The organism is Sorangium sp. So ce281, from assembly GCF_051527395.1.
GTDB classification, from domain to species: Bacteria; Myxococcota_A; Polyangia; order Polyangiales; family Polyangiaceae; genus Sorangium; species Sorangium cellulosum_B.
The window spans coordinates 2118645-2144321 of the sequence record NZ_CP150322.1; the positions used below are offsets into that span (position 1 = coordinate 2118645).

The 25677-nt window shown below is 73.4% G+C and carries 16 protein-coding genes; 11 read left to right on the forward strand and 5 right to left on the reverse strand.

All coding sequences use genetic code 11. The features are described 5' to 3' along the window. Positions 1-36: 36 nt before the first annotated feature. Positions 37-2787 carry a CHAT domain-containing protein gene (locus WMF27_RS08050; RefSeq protein ID WP_437769501.1) on the reverse strand — a complete coding sequence of 917 codons (2751 nt, stop codon included), beginning with the start codon at positions 2785-2787 and terminating at the stop codon, positions 37-39. A gap of 82 nt (positions 2788-2869) precedes the next feature. Beyond that, positions 2870-3976, reverse strand: coding sequence for a VWA domain-containing protein (locus WMF27_RS08055; protein WP_437769500.1), 1107 nt, complete (start codon positions 3974-3976; stop codon positions 2870-2872). Positions 3977-4303: 327 nt separating this feature from the next. Between WMF27_RS08055 and WMF27_RS08060 the strand changes: the two genes are divergently transcribed. From WMF27_RS08060 to WMF27_RS08095, 8 genes are all read left to right on the forward strand, one after another. After that, complete coding sequence (locus tag WMF27_RS08060; RefSeq protein WP_437769499.1) at positions 4304-4831, forward strand: response regulator; 528 nt, start codon at positions 4304-4306, stop codon at positions 4829-4831. Next, positions 4831-7092, forward strand: coding sequence for a chemotaxis protein CheA (locus WMF27_RS08065; protein ID WP_437769498.1), 2262 nt, complete (start codon positions 4831-4833; stop codon positions 7090-7092). Before WMF27_RS08060 ends, WMF27_RS08065 begins: the two co-directional genes overlap by 1 nt. Next, positions 7085-7621: a chemotaxis protein CheW gene (locus tag WMF27_RS08070; RefSeq protein WP_012234230.1), complete on the forward strand. Its 537-nt coding sequence runs from the start codon at positions 7085-7087 to the stop codon at positions 7619-7621. Before WMF27_RS08065 ends, WMF27_RS08070 begins: the two co-directional genes overlap by 8 nt. A 57-nt stretch (positions 7622-7678) precedes the next feature. Next, positions 7679-8170: a chemotaxis protein CheW gene (locus WMF27_RS08075; RefSeq protein ID WP_437769497.1), complete on the forward strand. Its 492-nt coding sequence runs from the start codon at positions 7679-7681 to the stop codon at positions 8168-8170. Then, entirely contained in the window at positions 8167-10284 is a 2118-nt protein-coding gene (locus WMF27_RS08080) for a HEAT repeat domain-containing protein (RefSeq protein ID WP_437769496.1), read from the forward strand. The genes WMF27_RS08075 and WMF27_RS08080 overlap by 4 nt, the downstream gene beginning before the upstream one ends. Further along, complete coding sequence (locus WMF27_RS08085) at positions 10281-11207, forward strand: CheR family methyltransferase (RefSeq protein WP_437769495.1); 927 nt, start codon at positions 10281-10283, stop codon at positions 11205-11207. The genes WMF27_RS08080 and WMF27_RS08085 overlap by 4 nt, the downstream gene beginning before the upstream one ends. Before the next feature lie 93 nt (positions 11208-11300). Further along, complete coding sequence (gene cheB / locus WMF27_RS08090; RefSeq protein ID WP_437769494.1) at positions 11301-12383, forward strand: chemotaxis-specific protein-glutamate methyltransferase CheB; 1083 nt, start codon at positions 11301-11303, stop codon at positions 12381-12383. A 398-nt stretch (positions 12384-12781) separates the two neighbouring features. Continuing rightward, the gene (locus WMF27_RS08095) at positions 12782-15364 is read left to right on the forward strand and encodes a transglycosylase SLT domain-containing protein (RefSeq protein ID WP_437769493.1); all 2583 of its coding nucleotides are present in this window, start codon (positions 12782-12784) and stop codon (positions 15362-15364) included. Positions 15365-15414: 50 nt separating this feature from the next. On the opposite strand, the gene WMF27_RS08100 is transcribed toward WMF27_RS08095, so the two are convergent. After that, positions 15415-15780, reverse strand: a complete 366-nt coding sequence (locus tag WMF27_RS08100) for a cupin domain-containing protein (protein ID WP_437769492.1) — start codon at positions 15778-15780, stop codon at positions 15415-15417. A gap of 360 nt (positions 15781-16140) precedes the next feature. Between WMF27_RS08100 and WMF27_RS08105 the strand changes: the two genes are divergently transcribed. The 3 genes from WMF27_RS08105 to WMF27_RS08115 all read left to right on the forward strand — a co-directional run bounded on the left by WMF27_RS08105 (position 16141) and on the right by WMF27_RS08115 (position 22439). Further along, entirely contained in the window at positions 16141-18570 is a 2430-nt protein-coding gene (locus tag WMF27_RS08105; RefSeq protein ID WP_437769491.1) for a protein kinase domain-containing protein, read from the forward strand. 254 nt (positions 18571-18824) lie between these two features. Beyond that, the gene (locus WMF27_RS08110) at positions 18825-20447 is read left to right on the forward strand and encodes a protein kinase domain-containing protein (RefSeq protein WP_437769490.1); all 1623 of its coding nucleotides are present in this window, start codon (positions 18825-18827) and stop codon (positions 20445-20447) included. Between the two features lie 9 nt (positions 20448-20456). Beyond that, positions 20457-22439 (forward strand): protein kinase domain-containing protein, encoded by a 1983-nt coding sequence (locus tag WMF27_RS08115; RefSeq protein ID WP_437769489.1) that lies wholly within the window; start codon positions 20457-20459, stop codon positions 22437-22439. Between the two features lie 389 nt (positions 22440-22828). Here WMF27_RS08115 and WMF27_RS08120 read toward each other — a convergent pair whose 3' ends face one another. Both WMF27_RS08120 and WMF27_RS08125 read right to left on the reverse strand, forming a co-directional pair. Then, on the reverse strand, positions 22829-24244 hold the full coding sequence (locus WMF27_RS08120) for a hypothetical protein (protein WP_437769488.1): 1416 nt from the start codon (positions 24242-24244) through the stop codon (positions 22829-22831). A gap of 297 nt (positions 24245-24541) precedes the next feature. After that, complete coding sequence (locus tag WMF27_RS08125) at positions 24542-25594, reverse strand: hypothetical protein (RefSeq protein ID WP_437769487.1); 1053 nt, start codon at positions 25592-25594, stop codon at positions 24542-24544. Positions 25595-25677 lie beyond the last annotated feature (83 nt).

The window sequence follows — 25677 nt, forward strand, 5'->3', positions numbered from 1 at the left end:
CGAGCCCGCGATGGGTGGGCTCCAGCGCCGACACGTCTACCAATTCCCAGCCCTGCGGGGCCAGCGCTTCCGCGCGGCCAGGACGAGCGCCGCGGCGAGCGCGGCGAGCGCGGGCGGAGCGCCCGGGCCGCCCGCGCCGGCCACGCAGGCGCACCCGCGCGGGCTCGCCGCCGCGCGCGGAAAGGCCGGCGCGACCTGCCTGCCGTCGAGCGCGGCGCCCTCGCCGGAGGTGATGAAGCCGGCCCACGCGTGCGGGTGCGGGCGCTCGCGCCGGATCTGGAGCTGCGCCGACCGCAGCGCCTCGCTGCGCCCTCCGCCGCGCGCGAGCGCCGCGTAGTACGACGTCATGAGATCCCGCGTCGCCAGATCGCCGACCTTCCACAGGCTCATCACCTGCGTCTCCGCCCCGGCGAGGAGCAGCGCGCGGCGGAGCCCGTAGACCCCGTCGCCGCGCGGCACCTCGCCGAGGCCGGTCTCGCAGGCCGAGAGCACGACGAGCTGGGTCCCGTGGAGGTCCAGCGAGGAGATCTCGAGCGCGGTCAGGATGCCGTCGTCCTCGTCCGAGCTGCTCCGCCGCGCGTTGGCCCCGGCCAGCGCCAGGCCCGAGCGCAGGAGCGGGTTCTCGCGAAAGGCGGGGCCCTCGAGCGCGGCGCCGCGGGTGTTCGCCGGATCGGCCAGGGAGCCCTGGTCCGGCAGGAAGAAGCCGTGCGTCGCGATGTGCAGCACGCGCGGCCGCTGCGCCCGCTTGAGGGCCTCCTCGGTGGCCGACGGGCCGGTCAGGACCGTCGCGCTGGCCAGCGCGCTGCGCACCGCCTCCGCCTCGCGCTCCGTGCCCGGCAGGGGCGGGAAGCGCGCCCCGGCCAGCTCGGCGGAGCGCAGGCCGCGCGTGGCGCCGTCGTCCGGCGCGAGCTCCGAGAGGCTGCCGAACGCGGGATCGGCGATGACCAGCACGCCTCCACGCGGCGCCGCGGCGCCGGCGGCGCGCAGCAGATCGCGCCCGCTCGTCAGGTAGGTGAACGACGCGCCCTCGATGAGATAGCGGCCCTCCTCGTCGACGAGGGCGGCGAACGGCACGAGGTTCAGCGCGCCGTCCGGGCTGAGGAGGAGCCAGCGCGCGGGGCCGAGGGCGCCCCGGATCGGCTGCATCACGAGCGCATCCAGGTGACGCGCGCGCGCCCGGGGGTCTCGCTCCGGGTTCGAGAGGTCCCGCGAGAGCTCCGCGGCGGCCGCGTCGATGGCGGCGGCGTCGCCGAGATCGACCCCCGTGACGTCCCCGCGCCGCCCGACGACATAGGCCGCGTAGCGAGGCTTGCCCCACGTGGGCCTCACCGGCGGCCCGAACGGGTCGTGGGGCCGGTACTGGACGATCTCGACGAGCGCCGCCCCGTCGGGGATCGCCGCCTGCACGCCCTCGACGGTGATCGGCGGCCGCGTCGCGTCCGCCGGGCGCGCGGCGCGCGTCCGCGCGGCGAGCTGGAACTCGAGCCGCTGGCGCTCGGACTCGAGCTGCTGCACCTCGCGCTGGTGCTCCTCGGCGGGGACGTCGATCGGGCCGCGGGTGATCGCGGTGGACAGCCTGGCGTCGAGCTGCGTGAGGGCGCCGAGGAGCGCCCGGCCCTCGGCGTCGAGGCTCTGCCGCAGCGCCGCGAAGCTCTCGGCGATGGCGTCGAGCGCGAGCCCCTTGCGCCGGAGGATCGACCGCAGGGCGAGCCGCGCCGCGGCCTGGTCGCGCGGGGCATCCCGGAGGTGCAGCGAGAGGGTCGCGTCGGTGTCGCGCTGGACGAGGCCCATGTACAGGCGCTTCTGCCGCTCGGAGCCCCTCGCCAGGTTGGCCCGGGCGCTCCGGTCCTGGAGGCCGGCGGCCCGCTCGCGCGTCCGCACGGCGACGGCGGTCCGGCCCTGCGCGACGTACAGGTTCGCGAGGTGCCCCAGCACGCGGACGATGGCCGGGTGATCCGGCGCGAAGACCCGCTCGCGGATCACCAGCGCCTGGAGGAGCAGCGCCTCCGCCGCGGGATCGCCTTTGCGCGTGAAGAGCACGCCGAGCTCCTCCAGCAGATCGGCGCGCACCGCGCTCTGCGCCGGGAGCCCGGGCTCGATCCGCGGGCGCAGGTCGAGGAGGCGCCGCTCGGCCTCCTCGACCTGCCCGCGCCGCAGGCAGAGCTGCGCGGCGCGCAGATCCGGGAGCGAGTAGACCCACGGCGCGCCGTCGCCGGCCTTGCGGAGGAACGAGCGCATCGTGTCGAGCGTCTCCGCGAAGGAGCGCAGCGCGCGTTGCTCCAGGTACAGCCGCGCGAGCGAATCGACGGCATAGAACTCGCCCCAGCCCTGGAGGAGCGGCTGGGCTCGCTTCAGGAGCTCCTCGGCGCTCTGGAGGTCCCCGAGGTCCAGGTAGACGTTGGCGAGCCGGGTATAGAGCATCCCTTCGTCGTTGAAGGAGGGCTGCTCGCGCGTCAGCCCCCGCACCAGCAGCGCTTCGGCGCGCGCGTAGTCGCCGTAGCCGAGGTAGAAATGCGCGAGCTCGTCGTCGACCTCGGAGGTGCCCTCCAGCAGCGCAAAGTACCTGTCGGCGAGGGCGGCGCCCCCGGCCAGATCGTCCCTCTCCACGGCCGCTCTCCAGCGCTCGTGGGCCGCGGAGAGGTCCTCGCTCGCCTGCTCGGCGGGGCTCGGCTGCGCCGCGATCGGCGCGGGCCCGGCCGCCGAGACGAGCGCCGCCACGGCGAGCGAGAGGAGCCGCGCGGGGCGGAGGGGCGGCATCGCGGAGCAGGGGAATGCTTTGCTGCGCATCAGCCACTCGAGCAGGCCCGCCGCGGGGCGCGGCGAGCCGCTGGGACGGCGTCGCGGCCGCCTCGAGCGGCCGCGGCGCGCCTCACTTCGCTTCGACCTTCACGTTGGCGTTCGCCTTGAAGCTCGCCTTCCCGCCCGCTCCGCCGCCGTCGTCGTCCGCGGGCACGGTCGCCTTCAGCTCGAACGACGGCGGGGTGTTGGGATCGCACTCCGGCGGCGGCCCGAACCCGTCGGCGTTGAACTTCCACGACAGCGACCCCGAGGCCGAGGGATCCTTCCGGATCGCCTTGATCTCCACCTCGTGCTCCCCCGCGCGCGCCGGGGTGCAGTACGAGAGCAGGTAGAAGCGCTTCATGTGCGCCTCGATCTTCGCCGCGATCTTGTCGAACGACTCCTTGACCTTCGCCTGGTCCGCCGCGAGCTCGGTCCCGTCGCGCCCGATCTCGTCGAGCCGCGCCTTCTCGATCTCGGCGCCGACGCCGACGACGAAGATCTGGTAGTTCTCGTACTCTTCCTTCTTGAGCTCGTTCAGCATGTCCTCCCGGCTCACGCGGTTCGCGCGATCGGTGCCGTCCGAGAAGACGACGAGCGTGCCGAACTTGAGGGGACGCCGGTCCTTGTCGAGCTGCTTCTTGAGCTCCCGGATGCCCTCCATCACGCCGCCGTGGAGGTTCGTCGACGTGTCCTTCGGCTTGTAGCTCCGGAGCCCCTCGAGCCCGCCCTCGACCGAGCCCTGCGCCTCGGTGAACGGCACCACCGAGTGGATTTTTACCTCGCCGTCGAACGCGTAGACGCCGACCTTCTGGCTCTTGCCCACCCGATCGCTGAACGACTGCGCGGCGTCGACGAGGGCGTCGGCCTGACCCGACTCGGTGATGCTGCCGCTCATGTCGACGAGCAGCATCGTGTACATGACCGCCGCGACCTCGGGGTTCTGGATGGTCTGCTTGCTCTCGAACTTCGAGACGATCTCGTCGTCCTCGTAGATCTCGAAGTCCTCGGCCGTGAGGCCGCCCACCGGCTCGTCCTCGCCGGCGTCGACGCTGAAGAACACCCAGACGTTGTTCGGCTTCTTCTGGGCGGAGTTGATCCGGGTCACCCGCAGCCCGCCGCCGCACGCCACGCTCGACAGAGCGAACAGGGCAGCGAGCAGGATCCGGAACGCTGGAGAACAAAGGAGGATTTTCACGCGCGCGATTAGCGCGCATCGGACGCCGCGATGTCAATTCGCTGCCGCAGGCGGCCCCTCCCCGCGGCCGCCCCGCCGGGCGGGCACGGCCGCGCCGGCCGGGGGGCGGCCCCCCCCACCTGGTGGCTGGCCGCGCCGCGCGCGGCTCCGGACGAAGCGCCGCCCGCGCGGCCGCCTCGCCGATCGTGCAGGGAGGCGCTCGCGCTGGTTTACTCCGGGAGGGAGACCGCCGTACATAGGCCCGCGCGCCTCGAAGACCCCGCGCGTCGCCTCCGGACGCTCAGCGAGTTGGTCTCCCCGGGCCGATTTCCGTTACCCTGTCGCCGCATGGCACGCATCCTGATCGTCGAGGACTCGCCGGCAATGCGAGCGTACATCCGCTCGACGCTGGAGGACCGCGTGCTGGGGCTCGCGGGCGACGTCGACATCGTGGAGGCCGTGAACGGCTTCGACGCGCTCCGGCTCCTGCCGCGCGGCGCGTTCGATCTCGTGATCACCGACATCAACATGCCCGACATCAACGGGCTCGAGGTGATCCGCTTCGTCCGGCAGAGCGACCGCTACCGGCACGTCGCGATCCTCATCATCTCCACGCAGGCGACCGAGCGAGACATCCAGCGCGGGCTCCGCCTCGGCGCCGACCGCTTCCTCCCGAAGCCGTTCACGCCCGAGGCCCTGCGCGACGCGGTGGTCGCGAGCCTCGAGGCGCGGGCCGGGGCGCCGCAGGCCGGCGCCTCCCCGTCCGCTGACGGCGCCGCCGGCGCCGACGATCGCGCTTCCGCTGCCTCCCCGCGCGCGGAGGAGCCCGCGGCCCGCACCAAGCAGCCCGGCTCCGGCGAGGGAGGCGGCGGCTGATGGTCGACAGCGGCGATCGGGCGCGCGAAGAGTTCTTCTCGGAGGCGCAGGAGATCGTCGAGGGGCTCGGGCGCGACCTCCTCGCGCTCGACGAGGCGGTGCGGACCAACAAGGTCGACCCCGACGTCATCAACGACGTCTTCCGCGCCGTGCACACCCTGAAGGGGCTCGCCGGGCTCTTCGGCGCGACCCGGATGGCCACCCTCTCGCACGAGCTCGAGGAGCTGCTCGACAACCTCCGCCTCGGGCGCATCGAGGTCAGCGCGTCGGTCCTCGATCTCCTGTTCCGCAGCGTCGAGCTCTACGGGCGCATCCTCCAGAACGAGAAGGACGGGCGCGACGCGCCGATGCCCGAGGTCGACGACCTCCTGCGCCAGCTGCACCAGGACGCGGGCCCGAGCGCGGCAGGCCTCCCCGACGACAACTACGACCTCGATCCGGGGCTGCTCTCCGTGCTCACCGAGTACGAGGAGCACCGGCTGCGCACGAACATCGCGAGCGGGATGACCCTGTTCCGGCTCCGCGTGCAGTTCCACCTCGCCACGATCGATCAGGCCCTCGACGACCTGAAGATCACCGCGAAGCCGTACGGCGAGATCATCACCTACCTGCCGACCGGCGCGGGCGCGGACCAGGACTCGATCGAGCTCGACATCCTGATGGCCTCGCGCGCGCCGCTCGAGGAGCTCCAGCGCGCGCTGCACCAGGCCGGCGCCGCCGTCGAGGAGATCCCGCGGCGCAACAACAACGGCCACGGGCGGGTCGCCCCGCCGGGCATGCCGTCGATGTCCGCGGCGCTCCGGGGCGGCGCGCCGACCGGCGTGTCGCGGGCCGTCGACCTGACCGGCTCGATATCGGCGGCGAGCCCGCCGTCGAGCGCGCGCGGCAACCGCAAGGGGGAGCTCAGCTCCATCCGCTCCGTCGCGCAGACGGTGCGGGTCGACATCCACAAGCTCGACCGGCTGATGAACATCGTCGGCGAGCTCGCCCTCGTCCGCTCCGCGCTCGGCCGCCTCGTCGAGCGGCTCCGCGCGGCGCCCACCGAGCGCGAGCTCTCGCTCGACCTCCACAGGCTCCAGCGCACGTTCGACCGGCACCTCGCCCAGATGCAGGCGGGCATCCTCGAGGTCCGGATGGTCCCGCTCGGGCAGGTCTTCGACAAGCTCGCGCGCGTCGTCCGCCAGATCAGCCGCGACGCCGACAAGCTCGTGAACCTCGTCATCACGGGCGCCGAGACCGAGGTCGACAAGCTCATCGTCGAGGAGCTCAGCGACCCGCTCATGCACATGATGCGCAACGCCATCGACCACGGCATCGAGTCGAAGAGCATGCGCGAGGCGGTGGGCAAGCCGGCGGTCGGCACGATCGCGCTGAACGCCTTCCAGAAGGGCAACCACGTCGTCATCGAGATCGAGGACGACGGCAAGGGCATCGACGTCGACAAGCTGCTCGACGCCGCCCTGCGCCGCGGCGTCATGACCCAGGAGGACGCGCGGACCACGAGCTACCGCGAGGTGCTGAACCTCATCTTCCAGCCGGGCATCTCGACCAAGACCGACGTCAGCGAGATCTCGGGGCGCGGCGTCGGGATGGACGTCGTGAAGACGAACATCAGCAAGCTCGGCGGCGTCATCGACGTGCACAGCGAGCCCGGCATCGGCACCAAGATGACGGTCACGCTGCCGATCACGCTCGCGATCATCAGCGCGCTCATCGTCCGGGTCGCCGACCGGCTGTTCGCGATCCCGCTGACCAACGTGCAGGAGGCGGTCGCGCTCGACGAGGCCACGGTGCGCCAGATCGACGGCCGCGAGATGATCACGCTGCGCAACAGCACGCTCCAGCTCTGCTACCTGGCGCGGCTCTTCGGCCTGAACGAGGAGGAGGAGCTCAGCGCGCGCATCGCCGGCCTGCTCGGCGGCGCGCGCGGCGGCTCGGCGGCGCGCGCCGCGGTCGGCGGCGGGCGCCGGGGCGACGGCCGCGCGACGCTCGGGCTCCAGGGGGGCAGCAAGCGCAAGTACATCGTCGTGGCGTCGGTCGGCGCGCGCAGGCTGGGCCTCGTCGTGAGCACGCTCATCGGGCAGCAGGACGTCGTGATCAAGGCGCTCGGCCCGTCGCTCTCCTCGGTGCGCGGCTTCTCCGGCGCCACCGAGCTCGGCGACCAGCGCATCGCGCTCGTCCTCGACGCTCCCGCGCTCATCGAGGAGATCCTCCACGGCGGGGACCGGCAGCGCAGCGATCCGCGGAGCACCCATGGCTAACCTCACCCGAAGGCCCGCCCGGATACCGGTCTCGAAGCGGAACTCGCGCGCGCAGGCGAGCGGCCCGCGGACCGAGTACCTCGCGTTCACCCTCGCGGGCGACACCTACGCCGCGCCCGTCTCGCTCGTGCGCGAGATCCTGAAGCCGCCCCCGCTCACCCCGGTGCCGCGCGCGCCGGACTCGACGATGGGCATCGTCAGCGTGCGCGGGCAGCTCGTCACCGTCATCGATCTGCGGCGGCGGATGCGGCTGCACGAGAGCGCGGCGCAGCGGCGGGCGCGCATCCTGCTCGTCGACGCGGCGAACGGCGAGACGCTCGGCCTCTTCGTCGACGAGGTCCAGCAGGTCTACCGGCTCGCCGACGCCGAGATCGAGCACGCCGCGACGGCGCTCGGGGGGGACGTGGCGGGCTACATCGCCGGCATCGCCCGGCCCATGCACGGGGCGAGCGCGTCGGATGGCACCCAGGGCGAGGCGCAGCCGCGCGTCATCATCCTGCTCGACCTGCAGGCCATACTCGCGTCCTAACGGACGATTTCGTCCGCGCCCGGGCGGCTCGTAGAGCCCGGGCGCTCGGAGGCTCAGATGCCGTTGACTGGAGAGCGCAGCCGTCCCGACCCGCAGAAGAGCCTCGTCGGCTTTGTGGTCGGCGACGTCCACTACGCGATCGACATCACGCGGGTCCGCGAAATCGTGAATCCGCTCGAAGTGACCACGCTGCCGCACACGCCCCCCGAGGTCGCCGGCGTCGCGAACCACCGCGGCGAGGTGGTGCCGGTCATCGAGCTCCGCGTGCGCTTCGGGCTGCCTCCGGTCGAGCCGACCCGCACCACCAAGTGGATCCTTGTCGACGTGGGGACGCACACGGTGGGGCTCGTGGTCGACGCGGTGACGGAGGTCTTCGGGACGAGCGGCGATTACCGGCCGACGCCGCCGGTGGGCGGCAGCAGCGATCTGCGCGGCATCACGGGGGTGACGACCCACGACGAGCGGATGATCTTCGTGCTCGACGTCGGGCGCTTCATCGAGCTCGCCCTCGCGCTCGCCGCGTCGGGCGCCCTCCTGGAGGCGCCGTGAGCCGCGCGTTCGACGATCTGGGTCCGTTCGAGGCCTCGCGCGCGGGCGACGCGGGCTCCTGGCCGGCCGAGCCCGAGTCCATCTCGCCCAGCGTGCGGAGCTCGCCGATGCCGATCGCGGCGATCGCCGCGGCGCTCTCGGCGGACGACGCCGAGGAGCGCCGCCAGGCGGCCGCGCGGCTCGGCAGGGCCGACGTCGTCGAGGCGTTGCCGCTCCTGCTCCGCGCGCTCGGGGATCCCGACTGGCGCGTCCGCAAGGAGGCGACCTACGCCTGCCACCGGCTGATCCAGGCCGCGCCCGCCTCCGCGGCGGCGCAGGCCGGCGAGGGGGAGCGGCCGGCCTCACCCGGCGCCGGCGCGGAGGGCGAGCGGCCGTCCGCCCCGCAGCTCCTCGTCGCGGCGCTGCTCGACGCGCTTCAGAAGAGCGAGGACGTCGGCCTCAGGAACGCGGCCATCGAGGTGCTCGGCTACTGCGGCCGCGACGCCACGCCGGCGCTCGTCGACGCGCTCGGCGCGCTCGCGGGGGACGAGCGCAAGCTCGTCGTCGACGCGCTCGGCCGCACGCGCGACCCGGCGGCGCTCGACCCGCTCTACGCGGCGCTCGCCGAGCAGGACGACAACCTGCGCCAGAGCGCGATCGAGGCGATCGCCGGGATGGGGCTCATCGCGCGCGAGCGGGTGACGGACATCCTGTACGAGCGGCTCGCCGACCGGGATCGCTTCGTGCGGCTGACCTCGCTGAACGGGCTGAACGGGCTCGAGGCGCCGGTGCCGTGGCGGGTGCTCTCGTCGCTCATCGACGACCCGATCCTCCGGCCGGCGGCGCTGGTCGCCGCGGCGCTCGCGGAGAGCCCGGAGGCGCCGCGGGCGCTCTGCGCGGCGCTCGCGACGGCGCGGGGCGGCGCGTTCGCGCAGCTCGTCCGGGCGCTCGCGCGGCTCGCCGAGGGGCCGCTCGCGTCGCACGCGGTGGACGCGCTCCGGGCGGCGCCGCCCGAGGTGGGCGCCCGCCTCGTGCAGGCCGCCTCCGCCGCGCCGGGCTCGGGCGGCGCGGAGCCCCCGTCGTGGCGCGGCTTCGGCGCGGATCCGGTGAGCGGGCGCGCCCAGGCGCTCTTGCTCGCGGCGATGGCGCGCGCCCCGGGCGCGGCCGACGCCGCGGTGCAGGCGATGATCGAGCCCGCGCTCGTCGAGACGGCGCAGCGCGCGCTGGGGCTGCTCGGCGCGGAGGCGCTGCCCTCGGTGCTGTCCTACCTCGAGCGCCACATCGATCCCGACCCGGATCTCTGGGAGGGCGTCGACGACGCGACGGCCGCGCTCCTCGACGGCGCCGTGGCGATCGCGGAGCAGGGCGGGCGCGAGGGCGCGCTGGGGGGCGAGCGGCCCGCCATCGACGCGACGCTCGCCGAGCTGCTCGGCGCGGTGCGGCGGTCGGTCCGGAGCCCCTCGACGCTCGTGGCGACCAGCGCGCTCTACGGGCTCGCGAAGATCGGGGCCGCGGTCGACTTCCCGCTCATCGTGTCGCAGACGCGCGCGATCTCGCTGCCGGTGGCGCGCGCGGCGGAGAGCGCGCTCGCGGGGCTCACGGAGCGCTACCCCGGGACGGCGCGCGAGCTCGCGCGCGGGCTCGCGCTGGCGGAGGACACCCAGCTCGCGGCGGCGATCGTGATCGAGGCGCTCGGCGACGCGGAGCCGGAGGAGATCGCGTTCCTCACGAGCGCCGCGTCGGCGGGGGACGTGCGCGCGCGCCGCGCGGCCGTGACCGCGATCGCGGCGGCGGCGGGCGTCTCTGCGCTCGACGTGCTGAGCCTGTCCCTGGCCGACGAGGAGCGCGAGGTCCGGCTCGCCGCGGCGCGCGCGCTGGGCCGCCTGTACGCGTCGCTCTCGGACCGCGCGAGCGACGAGCGGGCGCGCGCGCGCGAGCTGCTCGGGCTGGTGCGCGCGTCGGGGGAGCCCGATCTCATCGCGGCCGCGGCGCAGGGGGGCGCGCCGTTCCGCTCGGATCCTCCCTGGAGCGACGCCGCGGAGCGGCACAGCGCGCCCGTGGCGATCGACGGCGGTGAGGGCCCGGCGTCCCCCTCGGGGGTGACCGGGGGGCCGCCGTCGGGGAAGGTGCTGTGAACCGGCGGCGGGACGACGAGATCCGCCTCTTGCCTGACGAGTTCCAGAGGCTGCGTGACCTGTTCAACAAGCACTGCGGGCTCCAGTTCGGGCCCGAGGCGCGCACGTCGATGGAGCGCCGGCTGCGCGAGCGGGTCGTCGAGCTCGGGCTCTCGTCGTTCGCGCAGTACCACGAGTACCTGCGCTTCCACAGCCGCGGGCGCGCCGAGCTCGACGAGGCGATCGAGCTCATCACCGTCAACGAGACGTACTTCTTCCGCGAGGACTACCAGCTGCGCGCGCTCATGACCGAGCTCGTGCCCATGATCGTCAAGGCGGGGGGCGCCAGGGGCCGGCTGTCCATCTGGAGCGCGGGCTGCTCGACGGGCGAGGAGGTCTACTCGATCGCGATCGCCGCGCGGGAGTCGGGCGCCGCGGAGCGCCGCGAGGTCCGCATCTTCGGCAGCGACATCTCCCGCCGCTGCGTGATCGCGGCGCGCAGGGGGGTGTACGGCGCCTCGTCGTTCCGCGTGACGCCGCCCGAGCTCAAGCGGCGCTACTTCGTGGAGCGCCCGGACGGGTTCCACGTGTCGGACGAGCTGCGGACGCTCTGCCAGTTCGGCCACCTGAACCTGCTCGACTCGTCGCGCGCGGCGGTGGTCGGGCGCGTGGACGTCATCTTTTGCCGCAACGTCCTCATCTACCTGGACGAGGAGTCGCGGCGCCGCGTGATCGACATCTTCTACGAGCGCCTCTCGTCCGGCGGGTTCCTCCTGCTGGGCCACTCCGAGTCGCTCCTGAACGTCACGACCGCGTTCGAGCTCGTGCACCTTCGGGAGGATCTCGTGTACCGCAAGCCGGCGGCCACGCTGCGTCTGGGGATCCCGGAGATCTCGCCCGATCGGGGCGGCCCGGAGCGGGGCGGCGGGGAGGAGGGCGGATGAGTTGCCAACGAAGTCGAGGCTGCGCAGGCGACGGTTGGTCCCATGGCGCTCCGGGTGGGGTAGAATGAACCTCCGGCGGAAGGTTTTGCGCTCATGACATTCGCTCCCCTGCGCGTGCTCGTCGTCGACGACTCCGCGTACAACCGGCGCAACATCGCCGAGATCTTGAGCGGAAGCGACGAGATCGAGGTCGTGGGCAAGGCCGGTGACGGCGACGACGCGCTCCGTCAGGCCGCGCAGCTCCGGCCGGACGCGATCACGCTGGATCTCGAGATGCCGCGCATGGACGGCTTCACCTTCCTCCGCATCCTGATGGCGAGGCAGCCGACGCCCGTCATCATCGTCTCGAGCTACAGCCACAAGGAGAACGTCTTCAAGGCGCTCGAGCTGGGCGCCGTCGACTTCGTGGCGAAGCCGGACCGGCAGTTCACGGCGGACGCGCAGATCCGGCGGGAGATCATCCAGAAGGTCCTGCTGGTGCGCTACCTCCGCCCCCGGTCTCCGATGCCGGCCGCGCCGGCCCCGGCGCGGCCGGCGCAGCCTGCGTCGCCGCGCGTGGTGCAGGAGTCGTCGCGGCTCGGCGTCTCGCTGCGCCACCTCGTGGCGGTCGGCTCGTCGACGGGCGGGCCCACGGCGCTGCTCGAGATCTTCAACCGGATCCCGGATCGTTTCCCCGGCGCGATCTTCATCGCGCAGCACATGCCGGACAAGTTCACCCGCACGTTCGCGGAGCGGCTCGATCGGAAGGGCGGCCTCCGCGTGGTCGAGGCGCAGAACGGCGAGCAGGTGGTGGCCCGCAAGGCCTATGTGTGCCCGGGTAGGATGTGCATGGAGATCGCGGTGACGCCGGGCAGCGGGGTCGGGTTGAGCGGCGACATCCGGATCCGGGTGGGGGCGCCGGCGCCTGGGGATCGGTACGTTCCGAGCGCGGACCGGCTGCTCCGGAGCGTGGCGCAGGTGGGCGGGAGCCGCGCGGTGGGCATCATCCTGACGGGGATGGGCGACGACGGGGTGAACGGCGCGCGGGCGGTCCGCGCGGCCGGGGGCACGGTGGTGGCCGAGAGCGAGGACTCGGCGGTGGTCTACGGCATGCCCGGGGCTGCGGTGCGGGCCGGGGTCGTGAACGAGAGCCTGCCCTTCACGGCGATCGGCGATTTCATCGCGCTACTCTCCTAGCGGCGGTCACCCGCTTCGGATACGGGCCCACCTCGGCGTTTTCGGTGCTCAGCGCACAGGAGTGCGCTTCCGCGCCGAAAACGCCGATCTGGGCCCGTCTCCTGTGCGGGTGACCGCCGCTCCAGAGCAACAGGCGGATTGAAACCTCCTGCGCAGGGCAGAATTTTGAACCGCCAAGAGCGCCGAGCACGCCAAGAGAGAGCACAAAATCTTGGCGTCCTTGGCGCTCTTGGCGCCCTTGGCGGTTCATTTCTCGGTTGATCCACGGGATCGGCGCTCCACGGTGGGCCGGGTTCCGGCGGGCTGCCAAAGTTGACCCCTCGGGCGCATCGTGAGACAGGTCGGTCCCTGACATGCGGATCCGACGCGCCGCACGCAGGCTTGTATGTCTTGGCTGGTTGGCCGCCCTCTCGGGCGTCGCTTTCGACGGCCTTGCGGCGCCTCCTCCGGAGGCAGCGGCGCCTGCGGCCGGTGCGGCGAAGGCCGACGCGGCGAAGGCGGAGCCGGCGAAAGCTGAATCGGCGAAGGCGGAGCCGGCGAAAGCTGAATCGGCGAAGGCCGACGCGGCGAAGGCCGAGCCCGCGAAGGCTGAGCCCGCGAAGGCGGAGCCCGCGAAGGCTGAGGCCGCGAAGGCCGACGCGAAGAAGGACGGGTCGGCCGAGGGCAAGGCGGAGAAGCCGGCGCCGGTCAGGGTGGCGGCCGTGTCCGTCGGGAAGGGCGGCGCGAAGAGCGCGGCCAAGGCGCCGGCGAAGGCCGCTGCGCGATCGAAGCCGTCGAAGAAGGGCGCGGCGAAGATCACGCGCAAGGCGGGGCAGCCCGGCGCGCCGGACGAGGCGGCGCGGCGGGTCATCGCGGGCACAGCGACGCCGGCGGGGGCGAGCACCGGCGAGTCGCCCGAGCTCCGCACGCTGCGCGCGATCGACCTGGCGCTGTTTCCCGGCGCGGCCCCGAGCGCCGGGCCCGCGTGGCCTGTCGACGGCACGCTCCTGCTCGGCGCGGGCGAGCCGCGCCTCGAGGTCTCCGGCCTGCCGCCCGCGGGCCTGCCCGCACCGCCGGCGGAAGCGGAGGAGACCCGCGACATCTCCTGGCTGCGCCAGCTCGAGCTGCCCGAGATCCCGGTCCGCTGGGACGGCCGGGTGGTGCGCTACCTCGAGTACTACAAGGACGACCCGCGCGGCCGCTCCGCCGTGGTCACGTGGATCAGGAAGAGCGGCCGCTACGGCGCCGCCATCCGCCGCGTCCTCCGCGAGCAGGGGCTGCCGGAGGATCTGCTCTGGCTCTCGCTCGTCGAGAGCGGCTTCGACCCGACCATCCACTCCCCGGCCGGCGCGGCAGGCCTCTGGCAGTTCATGCCGGAGGGCGCGCGCATCTATGGCCTCACCGTCGACCGCTGGGTCGACGAGCGCCTGGATCCAGAACGATCCACCTTGGCGGCGGCGCGGTACCTCTCGGATCTGCGGCGGCGTTTCGGCGGCTGGGAGCTCGCGTTCGCGGCGTACAACATGGGGTACGGGGGGCTGCTCGCGTCGATCCGGAAGTACAACACGAACGACTTCTGGGAGCTGTCGCGGCTCGAGGCGGGGATGCCGCTCGAGACGGCGCTCTATGTGCCGAAGATCCTCGCGATCGCGATCGTGGCGCGGAACCTGGCGGTGTTCGGCTGCGACGACGTGGAGCTCGATCCGGCGGTGACGTTCGACAAGATCTCGCTGGGCTCCGGGGTGTCGCTGCAGGCGGTGGCGGCGGCCTCGGGCGCGGCGGCGCCGGAGATCGAGGCGCTCAACCCGCAGCTCGTGGCGAAGCGCACGCCGCCGTCGCCGGTGGACGCGAAGGAGCAGGCGCGCTGGGAGGTCCGGGTGCCGGCGGGCGCGGGGGCGCGCGCGGCGAAGTCGATGCCGAAGCTCCTGGAGCGCGAGCCGAAGCTCGAGCGTTACCTGGTCCGCTGGGGCGAGTCGCTCGACGACATCGCGACGTTCCGGCGGACGACGCGGTGGACGCTGCAGACGTTGAACGGCCTGCGGGCCGGCGAGCCGGTGCGCCCCGGGGCGCTGCTGTTCGTCCCGGCGGCGGAGGGCGTCGGGGCGGCGGCGGCCGAGCACCTGCTCGCGCGCGGCGCGCCGCTGTCGTCGGAGGGGAAGCCGGTCGTGGTGGTCCCGGCGCAGCGCTTCTCCTACGAGGGGCGCCGGCGGGTGTTCTATCGGGTGGTCGCGGGCGACGCGCTGCGGGATCTGGCGGCGGTGCTCTCGGTGACGCCCGACGAGATCTGCCGCTGGAACACGCTGGCGCCTGGGGCGTCGCTCCACGAGGGGATGACGCTCCAGCTGTTCGTCCCGAGGTCGCAGCGCCACGACGGCGTGTTCTTGCTCGACGAGGGCGGCGCGCGCGTCATCGAGGTCGGCTCGGAGGAGTTCTTCACGCACTTCGAGGGGCTGAAGGGGCGGAAGCGCATCGAGATCGCGGTGCGAGAGGGGGATTCGTTCAGCAAGATCGCGAGCCGGTACGGCCTCAGCGTCGGCAGCCTGGAGCGGATCAACCAGCGCTCGCGGCGGAGCCCGCTGATGCCCGGGGATCGGCTGGTGGTGTACGTGCCGGCCTCGCGGCCGGACGAACCGGCGCCGGTCGAGCCGCGCGAGGATGAGGTCCGCGTGGCGTCGGCTCAGGCCGCGGGCGCGGTGGACGACGGCGACAAGGCGGTGGCCGAGCCGGTGAAGCCGGCGGTGCTGCTGACGCCCGTGGCGCCCGTCGAGGCGGGCGCGGGCGAGGGGAAGCCCGGCGGCGCGCGGGAGGCGGGCGCGGGCGACCTGGCCGGAGCGAGGCGGGAGGAGAAGAAGGCCGCCGAGGGCGAGAAGAGGCCGGCGGCGGGCGGAGCGGACGACAAGAAGTCCGCGGGGCGCAGCGCCGCCGAGCCGCAGCCGGCGGGGCGCGCCAAGGGGGCGCAGGACAGGGAGAAGTCCGCGTCCGGCGCTGGCACCGCGCTGTGAGGTCCGGGTGAGCTCGGGCTTCCCGGGGGCGAGACCGCCGCGTCGTGGTCTCAGGTCTTGCCAGAGGGCGTCGCCCCGGTCTCGTCCCGCCCGTGGACGCCGGCGGGCGGGCTGGTCGCCTCCACGGCGGTGAACGGCTCGATGATCTTGTAGGCGTGCGACGCCCCCCTGGGGACCGTCCAGGAGTCGCCTGGCTCGAGGCGCACCATCTGCCCCTCGATGAGCAGCTCGGCCCGTCCAGCGATGACGAACCCTACGGTCTCGTAATCCCGCGCGGTCGGCTGTTTGGCGTCGCCTGGCGGCTCGCGTTCCCAGAGCCGCATCGAGACCTGGATCCCGGAGGCCAGGTATTTTTGTCCCATCTGGCCTGTCGGAGAGCGGCCGGAGGAGACCTTCATGACGGTTGTGTCGCTCATGCGCGCCTCGCTTTCCTCCACGAGTGATTTGCCGGGTTTGGCGACGAGCGTGGGTCCGCGCCTGGCTGGAGCGAATCGGGCTTCTCCCTCTTTCCTCGTCGGTTTTCTTCGTGCGTTCGTCCTCGCTGGGAACGTATCGCGCCAGGGAGATCTGCTGTAGGATGCCCGCACAGGAGGCTGTCCCGTGGACCTGGGGACCGGATGTCATGTCGCGCGGGCGCAGGTGGTTGACGGATCGCGCGGCGTGAGCGCCGGGCGGCGGGGGCGCCGTGGGGGCGCCGTGGCTCGCCTCGCTCTGCTGGTCGCGGCCGTCGGTGCGCGCTCCGTGGCGGCGGGGCGCGCCGCGCTTCCGGAAAGCCGATGATGCCCTCGCCGAAGAGCTCGACACTGCTCGCGTCCGGTGTGCTGATCGACAAGAAGTACCGGCTCCTGCGCCAGATCGGCGAGGGGGCGATGGGCGTGGTCTGGGCGGCGGTGAACGTGGCGACGGCCCGCGAGGTGGCGCTGAAGCTGATCCACCGGCCCGAGACCGAGTTCCGGCTGCGGCTGCAGCGCGAGGCGCGCAACTGCGGGGCGCTGCGGCACCGGAACGTCATCGACATCTACGACATGGGGGAGACCGAGGCCGGGGAGCCGTTCCTGGTGATGCAGCTGCTCACGGGGGAGACCGTGGCCGAGCTGCTCGCGCGGCGGCGCCGGCTCGACCCGCCCATGGCGGCGTCGATCGGGCGAGACGTGGCGAGGGGGCTCGCGGCGGCGCACGCGATGCACATCATCCACCGCGATCTGAAGCCTGCGAACATCTTCCTGCACCGCGAGCCGGACATGGACGAGCCGGTGGTGAAGGTGCTCGATTTCGGGGTCGCCAAGAACCTCTCGGTCAACGACGGCCTGCACACGGTGCAGGGCGGCGCGGTCGGGTCGCCGCTCTACATGAGCCCGGAGCAGGTGAGGGCCGAGCCGAACGTCGATCACCGGGCCGACATCTGGGCGCTCGGCGTCGTGCTCTTCGAGATGTTGACGGGCATGCGCCCGTTCCAGGGGGACGCGCAGGCGGTGTTCATGGGGATCTTGACGGGCGAGATCCCCACCGTGTCCAAGTACCTGAGGCGGGTGGACCAGGGGCTCGTCGACCTGATCGCCCGCTGCATGCGCAGGGATCGCGCGGAGCGGATCGGATCGGCGGCGGAGGTCGCGGCGCTGCTCGATCGGTACGCGGAGCGCGGCGCGGGTCCGGGCAGGGACGCGGCGCAGCGGCAGTCGTCGCCGGAGGGGCGGGGGGCGCTCCCGGACGAGGACGTGGACGGCGGCTGGGAGGAGTCGCAAGGCGGCACGGTGGCGCTCGCGGCGCAACCTGGGTCGATGGCGCAACCCGGGTCGGCGTTCGCGGCGCAGCCTGCGTCGGTGGCGTACCCCGCGTCGGTGGCGAACCGGTCGGGGAGCGTCGAGGGGGGCGCGGGAGCGCTGCCGCTGGCGCTGCTCGGTGGGGGGCCGCGGGCCCCGGTGCCGGTGCAGGAGTCGCCTGAGGCGCACAGGTCGCCGGGGCCGGGACAGGGGGCTGCGGGGCCGGCGTCGGGCATGAGCCGCGCGGCGGATGGGGGGCCAGCGTCGGGCGCCGGCCATGCGGCGGGCGCGGTTCCTCGGCGTCCGGGCAGCTCGGGCCAGCACCTGGCCGCGGCGTCCGTGGTGCGCGCGCTGCGGGACGAGGACGTGGCGACCTTGCCCCTCACGCGGCGGAACGCGGAGGCGGCCGGGGCCGCTGGGCCGCGCGCCGGGTCGGGGACCTATCCGGCGGCGGGGCCTGCCGCCGCTGCGCCCCGGCCCCCGTCGTCGTCGGTGGCGGCGTTTGCAGCGCCGGAGCCGTCCCAGGCGAGCGCGGTGCAAGCCGCTCCGGCGCAGCCTGCGCCCGTGGCGGCGCCGCAGCAGGGCTCCTGGGCGATGACGGTGCGCATGAACGCGCCGCCGATGCCCGAGGCAGGGGCGGGGCCAGGTGGCCTCGGCCCTGCCGGCGCGCTGCCGCCGGGAGGCATCGCCGCGCAGCCGAGCTGGAACTCGGCGCCGGCCGCGTGGCCCGGCCCGGAAGCGGGCGCGAGCGCCTCGGACTCCAGGTCGGGCGCGACCACGGCGACGGGCGCGCCGCGCCAGGCCGGGAGCTCGTCGACGACCCCGCTCGTCTCCAACCATCCGTCGGTCCATCAGGTCGGGGTGCACCAGGCCCAGGACGCTCAGGAGCGGGCCCCGCACGGCGGCGAACCGAGGCGCAAGCGTACGGCCGCGACGCTCGCGATCGTGGCTGCCGCGCTGTCGCTGATCCTCGTGGGGATGCTCATCTCGCTGAGGTCGCCGGAGACGTCGTCGGCCGCGCCGGAAGTGTCCGGGAGCGCGATGCCGTCGGTGGACCGCGCCGGAGGAGACACGGTCGCCGCGCCGGAGCGCGGGGGAGCGCCGCCGCCGAACGCGGAGCCCCCGGCGCCGTCCGCGGACGCGCCGCCGGGCTCCTCGGCGTTGACGCCGCCCGTGCCGCCTGCGCCGAGCGCCCCTCCGGCGAGCAACACGGCGGGGGCGTCGCCGGCGGGCGACGGCGCAGGTGCGTCGGCGCCTGACGGCGGCGCGGGCTCGGCGCCGCGGACGGCGAGCGACGTGAAGCCGGGCAAGTCGGCGCTCGCTGTGCCTCCCGCGACCTCGCAGCCGGCGACCTCGCAGACCGCGAAGGCTGCTCCATCCGCCGCCTCGTGCGAGCACCTCAGGTTCTTGGACAGGAAGAAGTGCGAGGCGAAGCGCAAGAAATAGACTCGGCCTCTCCGCGGCCCGCGCTGCTTCTTCGGAGATGTCGCCACGGTCGCGACGCGACTCCTGGGTAGCGGCGAGGCGGCGGCGACGATCACGCGCGTTGAGCGCGTGCCCGCACCGGGAGCGCCGGAGCCGGCTTCGCGCTCCGCGAGCCCGGCCAGCAGCTTTTCTTGACGGTGCGTTGCCTCACCTGCGACACTTCTCCGAAGCACCGTCGACCTGCTGCCACGTCCGTCTTCCAGCGAGACTACCCCATGCAGTCCCCTTCGGCTCCTGCCGCGCCGCCGCCGGGTGCGCTCATTTGCGGCAAATACCGCCTTCTCCGGCGGATCGGCGAAGGGGCGATGGGCGTCGTCTGGGCGGCGCACAACGAGGCTACCTCTCGGGAGGTCGCGCTCAAGCTGCTGGTGCGGCCCGACCCGGAGCTCCGCGTCCGGCTGCTGCGGGAGGCGCGCGCTTGCGGCGCCGTGAGCCACCGGAACATCGTCGACATCTACGATGCGGCCGAGGCGGAGAACGGCGACCCGTTCCTCGTCATGCCGCTGCTCTCCGGCGAGACGCTCGCGTCCTTGCTCAAGCGCAAGCGCAAGCTGGAGATCCACGATGCCTCGCGCATCGCTCGGGACATCGCGCGCGGCCTCTCCGCCGCGCACGAGCGGGGCATCATCCACCGCGACCTGAAGCCGTCCAACATCTTTCTCCACACCGAGCCTGGCGAGGGCGACGCCATCGTCAAGATACTCGACTTCGGCGTGAGCAAGTTCCTCGCGGGTCCTCAACAGGTGAAGACCGCGACAGGCATCCTCATCGGCTCGCCGGCGTACATGAGCCCTGAGCAGGTGCTGGCGCAGAGCGATATCGACACGCGCGCGGACCTCTGGGCGCTCGGCGTGGTGATGTTCGAGATGCTCACGAGCAGGCGGCCGATCCAGGGCAATGCGCATGAGCTCCTGAGAAGCGTGCTGCACGGCGACATCCCGGCGGTGTCCCAGTCCGTCTGGCAGATCGATCCCGGCCTCGATGCCCTGGTGACGCAGTGTCTCCAGCGCGATCGCGAGAAGCGACCGCGCTCGGCGGCCGAGGTCGCGGCGGCGCTCGAGCCGTTCGTCACGCCGCCGGCGCCGCAGCGCGTGCCCTCGAGGCCGGGGTCGTCGCCGGAGCTGCGGCACGAGATCCCGCAGCAGCTCGGGCGCGGGTCGTGGGGTGGGGCCGCTCCCGGGCGGACGCCGACGCCGGCGACCGGGACGCCGCTCCCGGCGTCCGTGGCGCATCTGCAGGCCCCGCAGGGACACCCGAACACGCCGGTGTCGGGGCCGCGCGGGGCGGTCGCGTCGCCGGGGCAGCCGGCGGCGGGCGCATGGCCGGGGCAGCCGGCGGCGGGCGCATGGCCGGGGCAGCCGGCGGCGGGCGCATGGCCGGAGCAGCCGGCGGCGGGCGGGGCGGCGGCACCGGGGCATCGGGAGCGGATGGCGAGCCATCCCCTGCTGGGGGACCGCGGGACGATCAAGATGTCACCGGAGCAGGCGGCCGCCTATCGATCAGCGGCCAGCGCGTCCAGCCCGTCGCTGGCGCGTCCGGCCGCTCCCCTCGGACAGGCGCTGTCGCTCGGCGGCACGGTGCCGCTCGATCCGCTCTCCGAGCCGAAGAGGCCGCCTCCTGTGCCCGCCCGCTCGCCTGTCGTGTGGATCGCGATGGCCGTGGTCGCGGCGGCGCTCCTCCTGGGGATCGGCATGGCCGCGGGGTATCTCTTGCGGCGCGGCGAGGTGGAGCGCCCGAGGGACCCCGGCGGAGAGCGTGCTACCTTCCGCGCCGCCCTCTCGTTTGCGATAGGTAAAGCGACCTCGCCCATCGCGGCGACGCGCCTCGACCCACCCTAGCTGAGCTCGATGTCGACATCCTTCACGCAGATAGCTGCCGGCCTGGTGATCGCCGAGAAATACAAGCTGGTGCGGCGGCTGGGCGAGGGATCCATGGGCGTCGTGTGGGCGGCGCTCAACCTGTCCACGTCGCGCGAGGTGGCGCTGAAGCTGATTCACCGCCCGGATGCCGAGCTCCGGAGGCGGCTGCAGCGCGAAGGGCGCAATGGCGGGGCGCTGCGGCACCGCAACGTCATCGACATGTATGACATGGGGGAGACCGAGTTCGGCGAGCCCTTCCTGGTGATGCAGCTGCTCACCGGAGAGACGCTCGCGGACCTGCTCGTGCGCAGGCGGCGGCTCGACGCGGATGTGGCGGCGTCGATCGGGCGCGACGTGGCGAGGGGGCTCGCGGCGGTGCACGCGCTGCACATCGTCCACCGCGATCTGAAGCCGGCGAACATCTTCCTGCACCGCGAGCCGGACATGGACGAGCCGGTGGTGAAGGTGCTCGATTTCGGGGTCGCGAAGAACCTCGCCGTGAACGACGGCATCCGCACGGCGACGGGCGGCGCGGTGGGATCGCCGCTCTACATGAGCCCGGAGCAGGTGAGAGCCGAGCCGAACGTCGACCACCGGGCCGATATCTGGTCGCTCGGCGTGGTGCTGTTCGAGATGCTGACGGGCATGCGGCCGTTCCAGGGGGACGCGAGGGCGGTCTTCACCGGCATCCTGACGGGCGAGATACCGAAGGTCTCCCGGTACGTGCGGCGGGTGGACCCGGGGCTCGTGGAGCTCGTGGCGCGGTGCATGGCGCGCCACAGGGACGAGCGGATCGGGTCGGCGGCGGAGGTGGCGGACCTCCTCGATGGGTACACGGCCGCGGGGGCGAGGGCGAGGGCGAGCTTCGCTGTCGGGGGCGGGGGCGGTGGGGGCGGCGGGCAGGTGGCGGCGATGGAGGCGCCCGCGTTTCCCGGCGGGGCGCCGGCAGGGGCGGCGGTGTCGCCGACGGCGAGCGGGGCGGCGGTGTCGCCGATGGCGAGCGGGGCGGCGGTGCCGCCGACGGCGAGCGGGGCGGTGGTGTCGCCGATGGCGAGCGGGGCGGTGGTGTCGCCGATGGCGAGCGGGGCGGTGGTGTCGCCGACGGCGAGTGGGGCGCCGGTGTCGCCGATGGCGAGCGGGGCGTCTGCGCCGGAGTGGAACGCCGAGCTGACCCAGAGACTCGAGCCGGAGGCCATGGCGAGCGCCGAGGCGGCGCTGAGCGCGCCGCCCGCATGGGGCCACGGTGAGCCGGGGAAATCGACGACCGCGCCGCTCGTGCCGGGCCCGGAGGCAGGCCGAGGCGCGCAGCCGTCGCCCTGGGCAGCGCGCGCAACGCCGGTGCCTCTGCAGGCGCCGCGGACGCCTCCGCGGCGGCAGGCAGGATGGAAGCGCCTTCCGGGCCCGGCTATCGCGGCGCTCGCCGCCGGCGCAGCTGGCCTGGTGGGCGCAGCGCTCTTCGTCGCGCTGCGCTCGCCAGCGCCCGCGGAGAGCGCAGCCGGGATCGAGGCGCTGCCGGAGGCCGGGATCGAGAGCGCGGCGAGCGTTGCAAGGCCGCCGGACCCGCCGCCCCCGCCTGCGACCGCTGCGCCTCAGGCTTCGGTGGCGGCTGAGCCGCCCAGGGTGGATGAGCCGGTGGATGCCGGCGGGGCGAACAGCGCGCCGGACGCGGGGCCGGCGGGCACGGAGCCGGTGGAGCGGAGCCTGCCGGCGGTGGAGGCGCCGACTCCAGCGGCGGCGGCGCCGGTGGTCACGGCGCCGCCGGCTGCTGCGGCGCCCGCGCCGGTGCGGTCGGTGGTTGCGGCGCAGCCCAGGATCCAGCCTCCGGTGCAGCCTGCGCCCGCGCCGTCGAGGTCTGCGCAGCCACCGGCGGTCCGGCGGCAACCCGTGGATCCCTGTGCGGGCAAGACAGGGTTCATGCGGACGAACTGCCTGCGGGACCAGGCGAAGAAGAAGGACCCCTACGCTCCCTGAGCGGTGTTGGGCGCGGGGGAGCCAGGCATCCGAGGAACTGAGGGCGCATGTCGCCTTCGGCAGGACAGCAGACCTGAGCTTGGCGATCCCTGGCTATTGGCCGGCCATCTTAGGCTTCGAAAAAGCGGTCGAAGGCTTCGGACGATCGGTGCGAGCGTTCAAAAATCAGTGGAAGGCCTCGGAAGTGGGTCGGAGGCTTCGAACGACCGGTGCGAGGCGTCCAACCATCGCGGTCCCGCAGCCAGAAATCGAGGCGGGATAGCGGACGGAAGTTATCGATGGCGTGCATCCTGGAACGAGGTCGGGTTTCGGTCGAACGATGTGCGATGTCCCTGCGAGGCCGTCGAACGTCTGCCGGAGCAGACCGAGGCGGAGATGCCGGCGGGGCATCACGGCTCTGGCGCAGGCGGTGGAGACGCGAAGTCCAGCAGTGGGAGCGCCAGCCCCGGGGCACCATTGTGAGCGACGTCGCTACCTGCGCCGCCGGGGCCACCGTTGCCGAGTTCGTACATGACGCCGTCGAGCGACGGGATATTGTCCGGTGTGCCCAGGAAGGCGATGCCGAGGGAATGGCCGCCCTGACCGCCGCCACCCTTGCCGCCGGTGCCGCCCTTGCCTCCATCCCCACCGGCACACGCATCACTCACGAAAGTAGCGCTCGAACCCAACCCTCCTGACCCGCCGTTCCCACCCAACCCGCCGATCTGGCCGGCGTTGCCGTTGCCGCCTTGGCCCCCCTTGCCGGCGATCAGGCGGACCTCATGGAACGTGAGCTTTGCGTCGAGGCTCACCAGGGCGATGCTGGAGCCACCTGGAGAGCCGCCCTTGCCGCCTGCACCGCCGCAGCCGCCAGCGCCGCCGTTGCCGCCGCTGGCGCCACCATCGTTGGTTCCAGGGCATTCGGTGTTCCCGCGGGAGCCTCCGCCACCCCCGCCGCCCTGTGCAGTCTTCCCGCGTTGGCCATCACCGCCGGGTTTACCGGCGTAGCCGGTGCTTGAGAGCTGGCCGACGGCGTCTCCCCCTGCGCCAGGTGCGCCAGGGTCACCGTCGCTACCCCTCTTGCCCGCGCCACACATCACGGTTGAACTATTGTATCCCCCGGCGTTGTCGTTGTTCTTCTGGTCCGGATAGCCTATGTCGCCGGAGGTCCCGCGATTTTGCAGGCCAATTCCACCCCGACCGCCGCGCGAGTCGTCGGTGGTATCCAGGGTGGTGCCGCAATCATTCGTCTCCGGCAGTGGTGTTGTCACTGTAGTCGCGGAGCAAGCGGGATTGCCGTCGCTGCCGTCGGGCGCCTGTTCGCGCGGAGGGGGAGGTGCGGCCCCCGAGGCCCCGGAGGATGCATCCCCTGCCTGGAGCACACACCGGACCAGGTCGACCTTGGAGTGATCGGCGATCGCTGCGATGGCGGAGGTTCCCGCGTCGTTCTCGGCGATCGTCGGCGCGATGATATGGAGATCCTCCAGGTGTACCGTCCCGCCGCCGACGACGCGCATCGTCAGCGGCACGGCTCCGGGCGTCGCCCTCAGCGTGGTCTTCGGTTGATCCCCCCACCGCCAGTTCGCGGTGCAATCGAGCGCGCCAAAGACGGTCACGCTCGAAGTCACCGTGAGCGTTTCCTCGAACTCCTCGGCGCATGCGTACACGCGTCGCGCGCTCTCGTCCTCGATCTGCGCGGCGAGCGCGAGGGCCTCGGCGAGCGTCTTCACCGGTGCCTCGGGCGTCCCGTTCCCGCCGTCGCTCGCCGTGGCCGACACGAACACGCCGCAGCTCGCATCCGCGGTCCAGCCCTGGTCGCTGGGCACGCACCCCACGGGTATCGGCTCTCCCCCTGCCCCCCCTGCGCCTGCGGCACCCCCGGTTCCAGCGGTGCCGCCCGCCCCTGCGCCGCCGGTTCCAGCGGCGCCGCCCGCCCCTGCGCCGTCGCCTGCCTCGCCACCCCTCCCGCCTTCGTCTCCACATCGATGCAGCTCGCTGCAGTCGGGGCCGAGGCAGCTCGTTGTCTGGCTCGCCACCGCGAACGACGCCAGGACCAGCGTCGAGGCCCCGCGTGCGGCCAGCCGTATCCCCCTCTTGAACGGTCGATTCATGGATTCCTCGACTCAGAAGGCGCCGCCGGCGACGAGCCCGCCGCCGCCCGGCAGCACGAGCGGTGCGAGGCGCACCTGGTGCTCCGGCTCGCTCGGCGCCGCAGCGAGCCAGACGTAGCCGAGCGTCCCGATCGCGCTGGCGCCTGCGCCGATGATGCTCCACAGGGCCAGGTTGCTGAAGAGATATTGATCGTCGACCAGCGAGCGCAGCTCGCCGCACTCCTGCGTCTGGTTGAAGCCAGCGGGGTACCTGCAGTCGACGGCTTCGCCCTCCATGGCATCGACCACGCGCCACTGCCGCTTCGCGTCGCTCGCCTTGGCGTTGGCGACGAGCGTGAACACGACGCCCGCGACCACCCCCGCGCCCGTCGCGACCCCGCCGCCGACGAGCGCGGCGCCGCGCACATCCATCCCTGCGTCTTCGCGCGCGTGGCGCGAGGGGGCTGGCGTCGCGACCGCCGGCGCGGGGGGCGGCGCCAGATCGAAGGTGACGCGCTCTCTCCCCCCCTCGCTCAACCGGATCGTCTTCGTCACCGGGCGCTGGCCCCGCACGGTCGCGGTCACCGCGTGCTCGCCGGGGTCGCGCTCCACCGGCCCGGTCTGGACGACGCGCTCGCCGTCCAGCGTCACTTCCACCGCGCCCGGCGCCACGCCCGCGACCGCGATCTCCAGGGTCGGGATGCGGGATGCGAGCGCGGTGAGCTCGACCCGGGCGTCCGCCTGGGCCTGCTGGAACTCCTGTGGAGCGCTGGCCGCGAGCGGCTCGTCCACGACACGCTGGTAGAGCGAGCGCGCCTCGAGCAGGCGGCCGAGCCGCTCACAGGAGCGCGCCGCGAAGAGCAGGAACGGCGGCGCGTGGACCTGCGCGTCCGCCTCGCGGAAGGCTGTGAGCGCCTCCTCGTAGCGGCTGGCGTCGAAGTGCTCCCAGGCCTTGTCGGCGAGAGCTCGGGCCGCCGCCCTGGTCTGCGCGGTCGACGGGGCTGGCTGGGAAACCGCAGTAGCCGGCACGGCCGGGAGCGCGAGCACGAGGAGCAGACCCAGGCTGAGTCGTCGGCGGAATCTCATGGCGGGGTGGCGTATGGGAGCCGTGGGCGGTCGAGTTGAATTTCAGCGTGTCGCAGAGGGCCGCCGGAGCTCTGCGCGGGTGA